The following is a 16412-nucleotide window of genomic DNA, read 5'->3' as shown; positions in this document are numbered from 1 at the left end:
TATTACCTAAAAAGGTTGTGATTGATTAGGTCTAAAGAGTCTAAATACTTTTTGATGCGCTCGTGCCGATCCGTCTGCTCGTACCACTCTATTTCGTTCAGCGGCAGGTACTCGCCCAGAAGATCTCGCACCTCTTTGAGCAGCGCATCGCCCTTGCGTGTTCTAAACTCCGGGTTGCGGTACTGAGCGCTCAGATACTCCACCTTCACCTGTCCTGTTTTCGTTATAGCCAGCTCGCGTACCTCCACTACCAGTTCCGAGGACTTACCATCTTCTGTCACGATGGTTTTGTACACGCCCTTGTTGCCTTCATCGAGTGCCAGGGCACATTGCTGCCGTACATCCTGCAGCGCTTTGCGCAGTTGTCGGTTCGGGATAATATAATGTCCCACGATGTACCCCAAAAGAGCCGCTATCAGGAATGTCCAAAAAATAAGCATTGCGTTTATAAAGTTTGACGCTTAATTAACTATGTAATGAAGCAAAATAAATTGATGTAATCAAGTATTAGTGAAGTGGATGGGGCCTGAAACAACTGGATGGTTCTCCTGATCACCTGTTTTGCGCCTCGCTCCCAGCCTTTTTCTTTCTTCTATACGCGGAACCAATACCTGGGGCTAACGAGAGTCCAGGCTGAATAAGGGCCAGGTATAGCCTCCTGTACCAATTGTACCCGAACGCATCTTTTCATTGTCCTATTACGGTGGCAGGGCGCTATACTTTACAGCGCTCGCCGATAAAATCAGGCATTTTGTCTAATTTGCGGGACGATCTATCCCTGATTTTATACTTTCGCTTACATGCAGCACCGGCATTTCATTTTGCACAAACCCTACGGCTACATCAGTCAATTCGTGACAGATAAGAAAAAGCAGAAACTGCTTGGTGAATTGTACGAGTTTCCGGCCGGCACTATGGCTATCGGTCGCCTGGATGAGGCCAGCGAGGGTCTGCTGTTGCTCACCACCGACGGCAAGATGAGCGAACAGGTACGCAGCAAGCACGTCGAAAAGGAATACTATGCGCAGGTAGACGGCCTGATCACCGACGAAGCCATCGCCCAAATGCAGGAAGGCGTATCCATCGGGCTATACGGCGAACAGTACGGCACCCGCCCCTGCACCGCTTTCCGACTCGAGGCCGCCCCGGATTTCCCGGAGCGCAGTCGCCGCATCCGCGACGACCGCCACGGCCCGACCAGTTGGGTGGCGATCACGATCTCGGAGGGTAAGAACAGGCAGGTCCGCAAAATGACTGCCGCCGTAGGCTTCCCGACGCTGCGACTGGTGCGTGTCCGGATTGGAAATATAAGGCTGGAGGAGTTTGTGCCGGGAAGTGTATCAGAAGTCGAAAGCTTTGATTTAGAATAAAAACCTGTGCTATACCTGCAAAATTTGTGGGGGACTTTAAACCAAAGCCGTCACGGGGAGTCTATTGAGCGGTGTCGGCATCTATAGCACTTATTTACTATATTTAACGGACATAGCTTAACATATCATACAAACAATCCATACCTTACATTAACCATGAAGAAACACCCTATTCGCATTTTGGCCCTGGCCCTGATGCTTTCAGGCGGTGTGAGCAGCGCAACATTCGCGCAGCGACCGCAACAGCAGCAGGCACAGTCACAACAAAAGCAGGATCCTGTTATCCAGAACATCATCAAAATGGCTACCGAGAACTCACAGCTCGAGCAGCTGGGCCACGAGCTGATGGATGGCGTAGGACCACGTCTGGTAGGTACGCCGCAGATGAAAGAGGCAGCCGACTGGGCCGTGAACAAGTACAAAGGCTGGGGCATCGACGCCCGTATTGAAAACTACGGTGAGTGGCGCGGCTGGGAACGCGGCATTACACACATCGATATGGTGCACCCGCGTGTACAGTCTCTGGAAGGGATGCAGCTGGCCTGGAGCCCGTCTACGTCTTCTAAAGGTATAACAGCTGAGGTGATTACGATGCCTGATTTCGCTGACTCCCTTGCTTTCCAGCGCTGGTTGCCAAGTGTGAAAGGCAAAATAGTTATGATCTCGATGAACCAGCCAAGCGGCCGTCCGGAGTACAACTGGAAAGAGTTTGCGACGGAGGAGTCTTTCGAGAAAATGAAAAAAGTGCGTGACGAGCAGAACGAGGCTTACCGCAAGCGCATTGCCGCTACTGGCAAAACCGCCCGTACGCTTCCTGTTGCGTTGGAGAACGCTGGTGCTGCCGGTATCGCGATGTCGAACTGGTCACAGGGTTTTGGCGTGAACAAAATCTTCAGTGCCTATACCAAGAAGATTCCTACTGTAGATCTTTCTCTGGAAGATTATGGTATGCTATACCGCCTGGCCGAAAACGGCAGCAAGCCACGTATCAAAGTGGTAGCTGAGTCGAAGCACGCTAAGAAGCCGGTGCCTACATTCAACACGATCGCTGAGATCAAAGGCTCTGAGAAGCCTGACGAGTATGTGATCCTGTCAGCTCACTTTGACTCCTGGGATGGCGCTACCGGTGCTACAGACAACGGCACGGGCACGATCCTGATGATGGAAGTAATGCGCATTCTGAAGCAGGTATACCCGAACCCGAAGCGTACGATCCTGGTAGGTCACTGGGGTAGCGAAGAGCAGGGCCTGAACGGTTCGCGTGCTTTCGTGGAAGATCATCCGGAGATTGTAAAGAACACACAGGCGGTGCTTAATCAGGACAACGGTACTGGTCGCGTGGCCAACATCTCTGGCCAGGGCTTCCTGCATGCTTACGACTACATGGGTCGTTGGCTGAACGCTGTTCCGCGTGAGATCACCAAAGACATCCAGACCTCTTACCCTGGCTTCCCGGGTGGCGGCGGTTCTGACCACGCTTCTTTCATTCCGCATGATGTACCTGCCTTCATGCTGAGCTCTCTGAGCTGGTCTTATGGCAACTATACCTGGCACACCAACCGCGACACGTACGACAAGATCGTGTTCGATGATGTGCGCAGCAACGTGATCCTGACCGCTATCCTGGCTTACATGGCCAGCGAAGAGCCGGAGCTGGTACCGCGTGAGCGCAGTGTGATGCCAGTGAACCCGCGCACTGGTGAGCAGATGAGCTGGCCACAGGCAAGACCTGCTACCCGCAAAGGTGGTCTTGACTAAGACATCCAAAAGCAGGTAATATACCTGGTTTATTTAGCACAGCCGTTGCAGATATTCTGCAGCGGCTGTGCTTTTTTATGGCTATACCTGACTACGTCAACTCTTGCATTTGAAGGAATCTATCGGTTTTTGTGCTGTGCACCGTATAAAAAACCAGAACCCTACCGGCTATACCTGTAAAGCGAGAACAGACATGATTGGCAAATCGACATACAAGGCCGCACGTGAGGTGGCTCAGATAGCAGAAGACCATTTCACAACCCAGATAGAAGCAGCAAAAAAACTAAACAGTAACAACCTGGCCACCGTACCGCCTGCCCGCATCATCGAAACCATGATCGATGCCGCTTTCTGGGCGAGCCTGCGCCGGGAAGAAGGCCAATCCCCTAAAATATCCCTTGCCTTTCTACCGCCCGAACAGACCGAACAGCCCTTGTTGTTCGAGCATCACCTAACCCTGTCCCCTGCCGTGCTGACCAAGCTTGGTCCGGGTGTGGAGCGGCAGGGCATACACCTGGGCGTATGGTACGAGGGAGACTACCTTCATATCTGGGGGACTACCCGCAGTATCCCTAACTTTTGCTTTGTGCTGGATGTGTCAGAGCCCGGTTTGCTGGTAATCAAGCACCGCAGGCAGGATGGCTTTGGCAAGTTTGTGAACGTGGCCGTGCTGATGGGCGATCAGGTGAAGATCGTGAACGAACCAAGCTCCCATTTGCCGAACTGTCCTGATGTGCTGACCTCACTGCTGGGCTTCAGCTCCCTGAGCGTCTGGAACAAATCGCTCAACGTACTGGTGCAGCTGGCTGTGTCGATGCGCTCCCACAAGCGAGGCGGCATCCTGCTGGTGGTACCTGCTGGCTCTGACACCTGGCGCACCTCCATCCGGCACCCTATGCGGTATGCCGTGGGCCCCGTCTATTCTGAACTGACGGATCTGATGAAACAGAAAGAAGAAAAGGACGGCGAAAACTCCAACTGGCAGGACGAGCTCGGGAGAGCCATAGAAGCTATGGCCGGCCTCACAGCCGTAGACGGTGCCACCATTATCAGCGATAAATATGAGCTGTATGCTTTCGGCGCCAAAATAACCCGCAAACAAGGCAGCACGCCAGTAGATAAGCTGATCCTGACAGAACCAGTGATCGGGGGCGAAGCCATGATCGACCAGCCCACTTTGAGCGGTGGCACCAGGCATTTGTCAGCCGCCCAATTCGTGCACGACCAGCGCGACGCCATTGCACTGGTTGCCTCACAGGATGGCAGGTTTACCATCTTCAGCTGGTCTGATTGCGAGAACATGGTTCAGGCCAATCGCATTGATTCCCTGCTGCTCTAGCGGCATAAATCATGATGTTTCACCCTCCCGAAAAGAGTCAATGGCATATAATTTTGAGGAATGATTATTGCACTTGTTTTTGTTGATAAAGAAGAGATGTTTTAGAAAGAGAGGACGATATGATCAGAGATAAAATAACTAAAAAATGGGCCTATCTGGTGCCGGCACTGTTGCTGGCATTGGTGTCGATGGCCTTCGTCAGTCCGCAAACGGACCTGCTCCAGAAGTTGGAGACGCACCTCGCGAGCTGGCGCACGCAATATGCCCCTGAGAAGGTATACCTGCACTTAGACAAGCCACGTTACACACCGGGCCAGCAGATCTGGCTCAAAGGCTATGTAGTAGACGCAGCCAGTCTGCAGCCAACTGCAAAAAGTAATGTGCTTTACGTGGACTTGCTCAACGCCAATAACGAAGCCGTGCAGCGCCTGAAACTGAAGGCTGAGAACGGCAAAGCCAATGGCGACATTATTCTGCCGGCAAACTTGCCAGTCGGACAGTATACCCTAACTGCCTATACCCAGTGGATGCGCAATTTCGGTGAAGAGAGCTTCTTCCGGAAAGAGATCAGCATCATAGGCGAAAAAGCACCGACAGAAAAGCAGGATAAGACCGCGCAGAAAATCGATCTGCAGTTTTTCCCGGAGGGTGGTGATTTAGTGCAGGGTGTGCAAAGCCGTGTAGCCTTTAAAGCCACCAAACCCGACGGAACAGGTATAGCGGTGTCAGGCGCAGTGCACGACGCGCAGAACCAGAAGCTGTTTGACTTCAAAGACTCGCACCTGGGTATGGGTGCCTTTGCGCTGCAACCGCAGCAGGGACAGCGTTACAAGGCCCGGGTGACTTTTGAAGACGGCAGCAAAACTGAGTATACCTTACCGGAGCCAAAAGCTACAGGCTATGTGCTGCGCGTGAACGAGACGGCCAACCCTGATCAGGTACAGGTGCAAATTACAGGAAATGCCTCCAGCCGTCAGTCGCTGGTGCTGACAGGTATAAGCCGCGATGCGGTGCAGTACGCCGAGCAGATCAGTCTGCAGCCAGGCCAGACGTTCAGCAAACAAATTCCCAAAGCGGACTTCCCGACAGGTATAGCCCGCTTCAACCTGGCCACCGCCAACGGGGAGCCACTGGCAGAGCGTCTGGTATTTATTGACAACAACGACAACCTGGATATTAGCCTGACGACGGACAAGAAAACCTATGCGGGACGTGAGCGCGTGACGATGCAGGTACTGGCCCGCGATAAGCAGGGCAAGCCGGTTTCTACTGATTTTTCGCTGGCCATTACCGACGATGAACTTGTGACACCGGAACTGCAGGGACTCAACATCAATGCCTACCTGCTGCTAACCTCCGACCTGCGCGGCTACGTGCAGAATCCGGGCTATTACTTTGAAGATGGTGACGCAGTCCGACAGGAGGCTCTCTCTTACCTGCTGATGACGCAGGGCTGGCGCCGCTTTGCCTGGCAGCAAGCGGCCAAGGGTGAGTTTCCTGAGCTGAAGCATAGCCCGGAGACGGAACTCGCTGTACGCGGCACCTTGCTTACTGACAGAGGCAAGCCGGTGAAAGGAGGCGAAGCGCTGCTATACCTGAAAGGACAGCACCTGGCCTTTATCACTACCGAAACTGATAAAGACGGCCGGTTTGCCTTCGAAGGATTTGACTATACCGGCGCTGCTGATATGGTGGTGCAGGGTACCGATGCCCGCGGCCGTCGCAAGCATTTGCAAGTTAAGATCGACGAGCAGGAATACCAGCCAAAACTGCCGGCTATATTTGCCCCGCAAGGTGAGGAACTGGTGGCCAGTGCCAGCCCGGATCTGCTAACCGCCGGAAAAGTAGAAATGGCGGCTGCTGACGAGGTAAACGCTGACCTGACGCTGAAAGGCATTTTGCTGAAGGATGTGGAGATTCAGGGTGAAGCGGACATGATACAGCCCTTTAAGCTGCACCGAAGGGCAGATGCGGTGATTGATGTGAAGGATCTTCCGGCTGCCCCATCCGGTAACATTATCGAATCCTTGCAAGGGCGAGTGGCTGGTGTGCAGGTATACCGTGCCGGTCCGAACGATTTCAGGGCGCGCATCCGTGGCAGCAGAACCGCTCCGCTATACCTGATCGATGGCATGCCTGTCGAAGAGGGCATCACGTCCCAACTGAACCAGTTTGACATCAGCCGCATCGAGATCCTGAAAGATCCGGCCAGCGCCAGTCTGTATGGCGGTCGTGCTTCGGGTGGTGTGATTGCACTGTATACCCGTCAGGGTGGTGAGGCGATGCAGGAAGTGGAGCCTGGAAAGTACATCATCATACACCGCGCACAGGGCTACAGCAAGACACGGGAGTTCTATAGTCCTGTTTATGATGGCAAGACACCGGCCAGCCGCGAGCCCGACCTGCGCACCACGCTGTACTGGAACCCAAGCGTGCAGACGGATGCAGCAGGCAAAGCGACAGTTACGTTCTACGCCGCTGACCGCAACACGACCTACCGAGCCATTGCCGAAGGTATATCCGATGCCGGTAAGCCTGGTCGGGGTGTAAGCACCTTCAACGTAAGTTTGGGAAAAGCAAATCCGTAACAGAGTTTATACCTGCAAAAAGCCCGCTGTTGTTGAAGCAGCGGGCTTTTTTGTGTCTGTATCTTACACGAGTCCCGGTAGCAGTTGGGTTTTATCACCCAGTATTCCTGCTGCGTTTCCGTTCAGCCAGTTGTTCAGCAGAGTCGCATAGATATTCCGGAAATCGATGCTATAGCGGAGGTCGCCCTGGTCGAGGTCCTGCAGATTGGGTCCTTCGTTATAAATGCCCGCCTGCTTTAGTTTCCCTCCGATCAGGAAAAGGTTGTTGGCCGTGCCGTGGTCTGTGCCGTTGCTGGCATTCTGAGCCACTCTTCTTCCAAACTCCGAAAACACCATGATCAGGGTATTGTCAAACTCCTGCTGCTGCTTCAGGTCTTTCACAAAGCTGTACAGCCCCTCTGAGAGCTCCCGTAACAGGTTAGCCTGCTGCCCAGCCTGCCGCACATGCGTATCGAAACCGGTGAGCGAGGCATAGTATACCCGTGACTCCACACCCGAGGCGATCAGCTCGGCAATGGTCTTCAGGTGGCGGGCAAACTCGCCGTTCGGGTACTCTTTTTTGCTGCGGTATACCTTGGTCTTCTCCTGCAGGTATCCAGCCGATTGCTGCGTATCGATAAGTGTTTTGTAAAGATAGTCCACTTGGTGGTGCGAGTGCTCTTCCGCATGCAACTGAGCCGCCTGCTTCAGGAACTGATCGTTGGTAGCCTGAAAGAAGCGCTTCACATCCTGCACCGCTATACCTGTGTACCGCTCCCCTTTCAGCGCCAGACTGAGTGTATCGTCCACTTCAATAGCCGCATAGTTGGCAGAGGGGCCAGACAAGCTGTCGAGGTAACGGCCCAGCCAGCCGGTGCTCAGGTACTCATCAGAGGCGCTGGCTGAGTGCCAGATGTCCATGGAGCGGAAGTGCGAACGGTCCGGGTTGGGATAGCCCACACTGTTGAGAACTGACACGTAGCCCTGGTCGTAAAGGAGGCGCATCTTTTCCATCGCCGGATTCAGCCCGAGTCCTTTTTCCAGGGTGAGCACTTCACGGGAAGGTATAGCCAGGGTAGGCCGTGCTTTGTAATACAGGTCATTCTGGTATGGCACCACCGTATTCAGGCCATCGTTACCGCCGCTGAGCTGTACTACGACCAGCCTTTTGCCGTTGGAGTTGCCCAGCAGCGGCAGTCCGCTACGGTCCAGGCCGTGCAAAAAATTTGGTACCAGCAGCATACCTGAGGCCAGTGCCGACATTTTGATAAATTCTCTTCTGGAATTAGTTGCCATAGTGCATTAGTGAGCGGTGGAAAACTAGCATAACTGGTACTCAGGTAAAGAAAGCAGCCGCAGCGTCAGTAGCGTCACTTTATCGGCGTGTGCTGCTCCCGAAGGTATGTGTTGCGTGAGCAGCGCTGCCGTTTCCGGTCGCAGGGGCACCTGTAGCAGCTTCTGGCTTAGTTTGTCGATCAGCTCCCGGTCCTTCACTTGCTGCAACTGCTGCTGCAGACCGTTCAGGTTGGCTTTGGCACGCACAATCCGTATCCCATCCTGTCGGCGCCTGCGGGGTGCGGTTGGTTCGGAATCGTCGTCCGGTTTCAGGTTCACCTCCAGTGCCGCATCCTGCAGCAAAGAAGGCCCGATGCGCAATCGGAAAGCGAGTGTAGAGCTGTCGATCCAGTTGCGGCCACCGGACCAGCCGCTCACATTCGGGGGCCTGAACAGCTCCTGCCCCAGCGCCCGCTGTAGTACCAGCGGACTGCGGCCATCGGTATAAGTCACGTCAAACTGCCGCTGCAAACCAGCCAGCAGCTCGATCGGTGATTTTATCTTGCTTCCCACCACATCTGGTCCATAAAACCACTTCGCTGTAAAGATCTTCTCCAGCAGCTTAGGGATGTCGTAGCCTGTATTGTAGAAATAAGTGCTTAACGTTCGGATTCGCTCCGGATGTGGTGTATCGCTTACAAAGAAGGCGTAGAGCTTCTCCGTCAGGAATTCAGCTGTGCGTGGGTTTTCAACGACTATTTGCAGGATCTCCTCTCCGCCAAAACTCCCCCGCTTCCCCATAAAGGTTTTCTTACCCCGGTCGTGTTGACGCGCACGGAACACAAACTCGCCCTGCGGATTGTAGGACCATCCGGTAAAGGCGCGGGCGGCTTCTTTAATGTCCTGTTCGGTATAGTGTCCGCGGCCCAGCGTGAAAAGCTCGAGTAGTTCACGGGCGAAGTTCTCGTTAGGGCGCTGTTTGCGGTTTTGTTGATTGTTGAGAAACTGCAGCATGCCGGGGTCTTTGGAGATGGCCAGCAGCAGGTTAGGGAATTTACCCAAGGCATGATCGCGTAGCGTGTTATGCTGCAGCAAAGCAATACGGGGCTCCCGAAGGCGACAGGCAAAGTGCCCGTGCCAGAAAAGCGTCATCTTCTCCCGCAGCTGGGCTTCGGAAGTAGTCATTTGCTGTAGCCAGGAATTATTGAGCAGCACAAAGCCCTGTTGCCTTTCCCGCTGCCGCAGCAGACGCATTTCGGCATTCTGCGCATCAGCCTGCAGTGTCGTTTCTGTGCGCGGAAGCGCTACCTGAAGGGACTCAGCATGGCCCGACTGGCGAAGCAGTCCGCGCACGGCATTTTTGATTGCAGGACTAGCCTGATCAGGCTTGAAAGGTAGGCCAAAGCCAGCCCGCCAATAGAGGTGCTGCAGCTTTTGTTCGCGTGCTAAAGTTTTCATGCAGATGCCATTTAAACTTAGATGAAAAAGAGTCACCGAGGTTTAAATATACCTGAAAATATATGTTAACAGGTATAGCATCTAACAATATTAGAATCAGCCGGTTTAGGCTGGCAATCTTCTACGTGAGTTGTGCCTGTTTTTCCTTTTTGGCGTATCGTTCCCGCGCCTCTAAAATCTGATCGATGTTGAGCTTTGCCCAGTCGGCAAGTTGCAGGAGTTGCAGCAGCAAGCCCTGCCCCAGCGGCGTCAGGCTGTACTCCACCCGGGGTGGAATTTCGGGGTATACCTGCCGGCTCACCAGACCGTCTTCTTCCAGCGAGCGCAGCGTGACCGTGAGCATGCGCTGCGATACGCCGTTAATCTGGTTTTTAAGCTCATTAAAGCGCAGTTTTTCCTCCTTCCCCAGGGTAAGGATGGTATAGATGGACCACTTGTCTCCGAAGCGGGCCAGAATATCCTTGATCGGGCAGCAGGATTCAATTTCTTCCTTACTGCATAAAACTTTATCGATCTTTTTCTGAATCGCAAGTCGCTGATTCTCAACTTTAGTTACTTCCATGTTACTAGGTGAGGCTGAAGTGCCTGCTTGACCAGCACAAATTTAAGAAATACCTTTGAGTTACCAAAAGTAACTAAGTAATGAAACGTTACTGGCATTTTAACTGTTGTATAGACATGAATATCTTAGAATCTTTGAAATGGCGCTATGCCGCCAAGCGTATGAACGGCCAGCGTGTGCCGTCTGATAAAGTAGAACGTATTTTGGAAGCTATCCGCCTGGCTCCTTCTTCCATGGGTCTGCAGCCTTACACGGTGCTGGTGATCGAGGACGAGGAGCTGAAAAAGCAAATCAGACCGGTTGCCATGAATCAGCCGCAGATCGAGGAGAGCTCGCACCTGCTGGTGTTTGCCGCCTGGGACGACATCAACCCGGCCCATATTGAGGAGTACATCCAGCACACAGCCGAGGTGCGCAACATGCCAGCCGAGCAGCTAGACGATTTCAAAAACACGCTGTTAGGTATAGCCGAGCGCAATACGCAGGAGCAGAACTTTAACTGGGCCGCCCGCCAGGCTTACATCGCCTTCGGTGTGGGGTTGGTAGCCGCTGCCGCTGAGCAAGTGGATGCTACTCCAATGGAGGGATTTGATGCAGCTGCTTTAGATAAACTGCTGAACTTGCCTGAAGAAGGCTTGCGCAGCGTGACACTGATGCCACTTGGCTACCGCGATGCGGATAACGATTGGCTGTCCAAATTGCCGAAAGTAAGACGACAGAAAGAAAAATTCGTACTGGAAGCATAAGCTTCGACCTAATAAGTACAGCCGACAGCTGCCTTCATCAGGCAGCTGTCGGCTTACGCATTTAAAGAAATTACTATGACAAAGCAGAAAATCAAAATAGACATCTTCTCCGATATCAACTGCCCTTGGTGCTATGTGGGCGAGCGCAGACTCGACAAAGCGCTGCAGCAAGTTGGAGATCAATACGAAGCCGAGATTAGTTTTAAGGCCTTTGAGCTGAACCCGAACATTCCGCAGGATGGCATGGGCCGCCTCGACTATTTCAAGGGTAACTATGGCGAGCAGATCGTGTCGCAGGTACCGGCCATGGACCAACGCATGACCGAGGCTGGTGCCGAGGAAGGGATCAAGTTTAACTTCTCGGACAGTATGACGGTGAACAACACCTTCAATGGTCACCGTTTGATCTGGCTGGCAGGCCAGTATGGTGTGCAGCATGAGGTAGCCAATGCGCTCTTCAAAGCTTATTTCACTGAAAACCGCCAGATGAACGACACAGCAGTGCTCAAAGAAATAGGGATAGCACAAGGTATACCGGCTGAGCGACTTGAGAATTTCTTTCAAACCGAAGAAGGCAAGCAGGAAGTCCGCCAGATGGAGGCTTTTGCGCAGTCGGCAGGTATAACCGGCGTGCCCGCTTTTGTGATCAATGACCAGTACTTGGTGAGCGGTGCCCAGCCTGCCGAAACTTTCCTGAACGTATTCAAGCAAGTAGCGCCTACTATTCAGAAGCTCGACATCGAAGGCAATAGCTGCGATGTGGGCGGGGTGTGCTAAAAAACATAACTATGGAGAACAAGAAGCTAAGCGATATCAAATTATCCGTACTCGACCTGGTGCCGATCCGCACAGGCAAGAGCATCCATGATTCTTTTCAGCACAGTCTGGAGTTGGCCCGCCACGTGGAGAAGTTGGGCTATACCCGCTATTGGCTGGCTGAGCATCACAACATGCCCGGCATCGCCAGTTCGGCCACTGTCGTGCTGATCGGCTACATTGCCGGCGGTACCTCTACCCTACGTGTGGGCTCGGGCGGTATTATGCTGCCCAATCATGCGCCGCTGGTAGTGGCAGAGCAGTTCGGCACGCTCGAGAGCCTATACCCGGGCCGCATCGACTTAGGGCTGGGAAGGGCCCCCGGCACCGATCAGGTAACAGCCTATGCCCTGCGCCGCGACCTGCAAGGCAACGTGGAAGACTTCCCGAACAACGTGGCAGAACTGCGTCAGTACCTGAATGCCGATAACAGCACGGCCAAGGTACGCGCTATACCTGGTGAAGGCCTTGACATACCTGTCTGGATACTAGGTTCAAGCACCTTCGGCGCACAGTTGGCCGGCATCATGGGACTGCCATATGCCTTCGCCAGTCACTTTGCCCCTGCTGCCCTGCACGCCGCACTCAAGGTATACCGCGACAGTTTCCGACCATCGGAGCAACTGCAGGAGCCTTATGCGATGGCCTGTGTGAACGTGGTGGCCGCTGACACTGATGGGGAGGCGGAGCACCTGGCTACTTCTCTATACCAATCGTTCCTGAACGTGATTCAGGGCAAGGCTTTGCCGATGCAGCCGCCGGTGGAGAGCATGAAAGACCGCTGGAGTCTGCAGGAGGAGTATGCCGTAAAACAGATGCTGCGCTACAGCTTTGTGGGCAGCAAAAAGTCAGTACAGGAAGAGCTAGAGGCTTTCGTGGACGAAACGCAGGTAGACGAATTGATGATCTCCACCGGCATTTTTGCCCCGGAGAAGCGACTTCACTCCTATTCCCTGCTTTCTGAAATCACTGCACTACAGGAGAAATAAATATTGGACTGGCATTGCCCAGCCAATTCTAATACATAGAGACAGACTCGGGCATGGCTTCGGGTCTGTTTTTTTATACCTATACCTTCTTTTCGACGCCGCTTACCTTAAATCCTAAACGCTCCACTTCCTATGTTGCAACGAATTAAATCCTGCACGTACACCCTAGTTACTGATCGGCAACTTATCATTAATAACCTGATAGCGCATGGAAGAGACATCAAAGAAAGACCAAAACAATTTCATAGAACGACTGGCACAGCGGCTGGGTATTTCAGCCAGCGCCAGCACAATTTACGGTGAGCCGGTGGAACGCGATGGCGTGACCGTTATACCTGCAGCCAAAGCCATGTATGGTTTTGGGGGTGGTAGCGGTGCCAAAGCGGGTGAAGAAGGAACCGGCGGCGGTGGTGGTGTGGCCATCAAGCCGGTAGGCTACATTGAGATCAAAGACGGCAACACCAAATTCAAATCTATACCTGACCCGGAACGGGTGATCAAGATCATTGGCGTTAGCGGTATTATGGCTTTCATTTTGATGAAAAGCGTTGATAAACTGGTTAACAAACGCTAACGAAAATCAAGTAGCGGTTAACCAGTTTATAAAGGCATAAAACAGCATCTGCTAATTATTGACCTGCCTTATTGCGTGGTGGATTGATCATGATGTGGGCGCCATGCGTGCCGGGATGCATGATCCAGGGCATGGCCACGGAACCTTGATCAGGCTTAAGCGGCAAGCCGGTGCTCTCGGATGTGGCCCACGGGATGTAGACTACGTAGCGCAGATAGCCGTCGGCTACCTCGCCGGCACGCATGTTTACCTGCTCATCTGGCGCACTGTACACAAAAAGTGTGGTGGGCTGCTTGGGCATGTTCAGTTTACCGCTCTTGGCTTCTTTTTCGCGCATATCAAAAATCTCGTTGGCGCTCACACCCTGTCGGCGCAACTCACGGCCACGTGCCATAAAAGGTTCTAAATCGCGGTGGTAGCATGAAACTGAAAATCCGGGCTGATTCGGGTCGTCGGCCAGGCAAATCAGTTCATTAGTACCCTTTCTCAAAGTAACTACCTCCCCTTTCTGATTATAACCCAGCACAGTGGCACCTTCACGCATCTCGGCCGGGGCGGCCAGTACGGCGGTTTTAATCTGCGCTTCCGCAGTTGGAATGGTGGTGTTCTGGGCTTGGCTGCTATACCCAACCAGCAGCATGAAAACGAAGGCGAAGAAGTGTTTCATATCGGTTTTAGAGCTTAGTGTGTATGATCATTCGAGGGCTGAATCTCAGCCTCTAACCTGTACGAAGAATTCAGTAAAAAGCTTTCAATAATGCCTCGTCCCTGTCTTTAAAGCACGCTATACCTGCATTACTCTGACACAACGCTCCTACCCGTACTTATCAAGACATCAACATATTAAGATATTTTAGTTATCTTAACGCTACAAACAAATTTCTCCGCTCCCATGGCTGAACCCAACTACCGGCTGCAATACTACATGTTCCTGCTGAGCAAGCACTTTCGCAAGATCCTGCTCGGCTTGTTCCTACTGATACTCCTGCTTACTTCCGTCAAAACGGTTGGTCCTGAAGAAGAAGGCGTGGTCATGTACGTAGGCCACTACGACCGTACTGTGCAGCCTGGACTAAACTTCATCTTACCCTTCGGTATTGAGGAGATGCGTAAGATCCCGGTGCAGCGCCAGCTTAAGCAGGAATTCGGTTTCAGAACATTGGAGTCAGGCAGGAACACACAATACTCTGATCAAAGCTTCAATGACGAGTCGCTGATGCTGACCGGCGACCTGAATCTGGCTAACGTGGAGTGGGTGGTGCAGTATCGTATCGTAAACTCTTACAATTACCTGTTCAAAGTACGCGACGCGGAAAAAGCCCTGCGTGATATGGCTGAGTCGGCCATGCGCAAAATTGTAGGTGACCGAACTGTAAACGAAGTACTCACCGTAGGTCGTCAGGAAGTGGCTACCAGCATGGAGGTGCTTTTGCAGCGTATGTGCGACGAGTATGAAAACGGTATCCGCATTGACCAGGTAGTGCTGCAGGATGTGAATCCGCCGGAGACTGTGAAGCCTTCTTTTAATGCGGTAAACCAGGCCCAGCAGGAGCGCGAAACCCTGATCAACCAGGCCGAATCGGAGTATAACCGCATCATTCCGCGTGCACGTGGCGAGGCAGATGAAACCATTCAGCTGGCCGAGGCCTATGCACTGACCCGTGTGAACGTAGCAACCGGTGAGGCCGCCCGTTTCAACTCCCTTTTCGAGGAATACGTGAAAGCTCCAGAGGTAACCAAGAAGCGTCTATACCTGGAAACCATGGAACGCATCCTACCAAAAATAGGCGATAAAGTGATCGTGGATGAGCGTGGCAACAACGTGCTGCCGCTGTTGAACCTGAATCAGAACAAAACTCAAACTCCAACGAAATAGCCTGTGAATACTCCAAAAATACTCTCGCTCATAGCTGCAGTACTCCTGCTGACATTGCTTTTCACAAGCGTATTTGTACTCGACGAAACCAAGCAAGCCATCGTCACCCAGTTTGGTAAGCCCGTAGGCGAGCCGCGCTCCCAGCCGGGTCTGCACTTCAAGATCCCGATCATTCAGAAGGTGCAGTTCTTTGACAAGCGCTACCTGGAGTGGGACGGCGATGCGAACCAGGTACCTACCAAGGACAAGAAATTCATCTTCGTGGACTCCTACGCGCGCTGGCAGATCACCAACCCGCTGCAGTTCTTTATCCGTCTGCGCGACGAGCGCTCCGGCCAATCACGCCTCGATGACATACTTGACGGCGAAACACGCAATGCCATCGCCAGCCACGACCTGCTGGACATTGTGCGCTCCACCAACCGGGAGCCGGAAGTATCAGATGAGATTATGGAAGACCTGGAGAATTTGGAGAAGATTTCAGTCGGCCGCGACAGGATTGAAGCGCTGATCCTGAAACGTGCCAACGAGCGCACCGCTGACCTGGGTGTGCAGATCCTGGACTTCCGCTTCAAGCGCATGAACTATGTAGACGAGGTGCGCAACCGGGTATACGACCGCATGATCAGTGAGCGTAACCGTATCGCTGACCAGTTCCGCTCCGAGGGACAGGGTGAAGCCCGCAAGATACAAGGTAACAAAGAACGTGACCTGGCCCAGATCACATCACAGGCCACCCGCGAAGCCGAGATGATCCGTGGTAAAGCAGACGCACAGGCTACTTCCATTTACGCCTCTGCCTACAACCGCAACGCCCAGGCCCGCGAGCTCTACGGCTTCCTCCGCTCCATGGAGACGCTCGAGAAATCGTTTGATGATAAGACGAGTATAATTCTCTCTACTGATTCGGAACTGTACAAATATCTGAAGCGGGCGAACTGATTTAAGTTAGAAAGGTAGAAAGTTCGATAAGCCCGATGACGTTGAGGTATCACGTCATCGGGCTTTTTGACAATGTGTGATTTTGTAGGGACAGGTCGCGACCTGTCTGAATCGTGCACAAGGATCTACATCATGCAGCT

Annotated in this window: 15 protein-coding genes; 10 read left to right on the top strand and 5 right to left on the bottom strand. The window is 53.0% G+C overall.

The genetic code is table 11. The features are described 5' to 3' along the window. Positions 1 to 2: 2 nt before the first annotated feature. Positions 3 to 440 carry a hypothetical protein gene (locus I0P70_RS17220; RefSeq protein ID WP_196120392.1) on the bottom strand — a complete coding sequence of 146 codons (438 nt, stop codon included), beginning with the start codon at positions 438 to 440 and terminating at the stop codon, positions 3 to 5. 360 nt (positions 441 to 800) lie between these two features. On the opposite strand from I0P70_RS17220, the gene I0P70_RS17215 reads away from it, so the two are divergent. The 4 genes from I0P70_RS17215 to I0P70_RS17200 all read left to right on the top strand — a co-directional run bounded on the left by I0P70_RS17215 (position 801) and on the right by I0P70_RS17200 (position 7055). Next, the gene (locus tag I0P70_RS17215) at positions 801 to 1370 is read left to right on the top strand and encodes a pseudouridine synthase (protein WP_196120390.1); all 570 of its coding nucleotides are present in this window, start codon (positions 801 to 803) and stop codon (positions 1368 to 1370) included. Positions 1371 to 1526: 156 nt separating this feature from the next. Next, positions 1527 to 3128 carry a M20/M25/M40 family metallo-hydrolase gene (locus I0P70_RS17210; RefSeq protein ID WP_196120388.1) on the top strand — a complete coding sequence of 534 codons (1602 nt, stop codon included), beginning with the start codon at positions 1527 to 1529 and terminating at the stop codon, positions 3126 to 3128. 136 nt (positions 3129 to 3264) lie between these two features. Then, the gene (locus I0P70_RS17205) at positions 3265 to 4467 is read left to right on the top strand and encodes a putative sensor domain DACNV-containing protein (RefSeq protein ID WP_370583248.1); all 1203 of its coding nucleotides are present in this window, start codon (positions 3265 to 3267) and stop codon (positions 4465 to 4467) included. A gap of 119 nt (positions 4468 to 4586) precedes the next feature. Further along, a complete protein-coding gene (locus I0P70_RS17200) occupies positions 4587 to 7055 on the top strand; it encodes a TonB-dependent receptor plug domain-containing protein (RefSeq protein ID WP_196120386.1) in 2469 nt (822 codons plus the stop codon). A 63-nt stretch (positions 7056 to 7118) separates the two neighbouring features. On the opposite strand, the gene I0P70_RS17195 is transcribed toward I0P70_RS17200, so the two are convergent. From I0P70_RS17195 to I0P70_RS17185, 3 genes are all read right to left on the bottom strand, one after another. Next, the gene (locus tag I0P70_RS17195) at positions 7119 to 8330 is read right to left on the bottom strand and encodes a DUF1501 domain-containing protein (RefSeq protein ID WP_230392269.1); all 1212 of its coding nucleotides are present in this window, start codon (positions 8328 to 8330) and stop codon (positions 7119 to 7121) included. 24 nt (positions 8331 to 8354) lie between these two features. Further along, positions 8355 to 9767, bottom strand: a complete 1413-nt coding sequence (locus tag I0P70_RS17190; protein WP_196120384.1) for a DUF1800 family protein — start codon at positions 9765 to 9767, stop codon at positions 8355 to 8357. A 121-nt stretch (positions 9768 to 9888) separates the two neighbouring features. Beyond that, positions 9889 to 10329: a helix-turn-helix domain-containing protein gene (locus I0P70_RS17185; protein ID WP_196120382.1), complete on the bottom strand. Its 441-nt coding sequence runs from the start codon at positions 10327 to 10329 to the stop codon at positions 9889 to 9891. 116 nt (positions 10330 to 10445) lie between these two features. On the opposite strand from I0P70_RS17185, the gene I0P70_RS17180 reads away from it, so the two are divergent. The 4 genes from I0P70_RS17180 (at position 10446) to I0P70_RS17165 (ending at position 13454) form a co-directional block, all read left to right on the top strand. Continuing rightward, positions 10446 to 11075, top strand: coding sequence for an NAD(P)H-dependent oxidoreductase (locus I0P70_RS17180; RefSeq protein WP_196120380.1), 630 nt, complete (start codon positions 10446 to 10448; stop codon positions 11073 to 11075). A 75-nt stretch (positions 11076 to 11150) separates the two neighbouring features. Next, positions 11151 to 11852 (top strand): DsbA family protein, encoded by a 702-nt coding sequence (locus I0P70_RS17175; protein ID WP_196120379.1) that lies wholly within the window; start codon positions 11151 to 11153, stop codon positions 11850 to 11852. Positions 11853 to 11863: 11 nt separating this feature from the next. Continuing rightward, positions 11864 to 12880 (top strand): LLM class flavin-dependent oxidoreductase, encoded by a 1017-nt coding sequence (locus tag I0P70_RS17170; protein WP_196120377.1) that lies wholly within the window; start codon positions 11864 to 11866, stop codon positions 12878 to 12880. 208 nt (positions 12881 to 13088) lie between these two features. Further along, the gene (locus tag I0P70_RS17165; RefSeq protein WP_196120375.1) at positions 13089 to 13454 is read left to right on the top strand and encodes a spore germination protein GerW family protein; all 366 of its coding nucleotides are present in this window, start codon (positions 13089 to 13091) and stop codon (positions 13452 to 13454) included. A gap of 55 nt (positions 13455 to 13509) precedes the next feature. Here I0P70_RS17165 and I0P70_RS17160 read toward each other — a convergent pair whose 3' ends face one another. Then, positions 13510 to 14121 (bottom strand): hypothetical protein, encoded by a 612-nt coding sequence (locus I0P70_RS17160; RefSeq protein WP_196120373.1) that lies wholly within the window; start codon positions 14119 to 14121, stop codon positions 13510 to 13512. Positions 14122 to 14346: 225 nt separating this feature from the next. Here I0P70_RS17160 and hflK point away from each other — a divergent pair, with 225 nt between their 5' ends. Both hflK and hflC read left to right on the top strand, forming a co-directional pair. Next, entirely contained in the window at positions 14347 to 15330 is a 984-nt protein-coding gene (hflK, locus tag I0P70_RS17155; RefSeq protein WP_196120371.1) for an FtsH protease activity modulator HflK, read from the top strand. A gap of 3 nt (positions 15331 to 15333) precedes the next feature. Next, positions 15334 to 16272: a protease modulator HflC gene (gene hflC / locus I0P70_RS17150; protein WP_196120369.1), complete on the top strand. Its 939-nt coding sequence runs from the start codon at positions 15334 to 15336 to the stop codon at positions 16270 to 16272. Positions 16273 to 16412 lie beyond the last annotated feature (140 nt).

The organism is Pontibacter sp. FD36 (genome assembly GCF_015686655.1).
Classification (GTDB): domain Bacteria; phylum Bacteroidota; class Bacteroidia; order Cytophagales; family Hymenobacteraceae; genus Pontibacter.
This window is presented reverse-complemented; position numbering and strand designations above follow the sequence as displayed.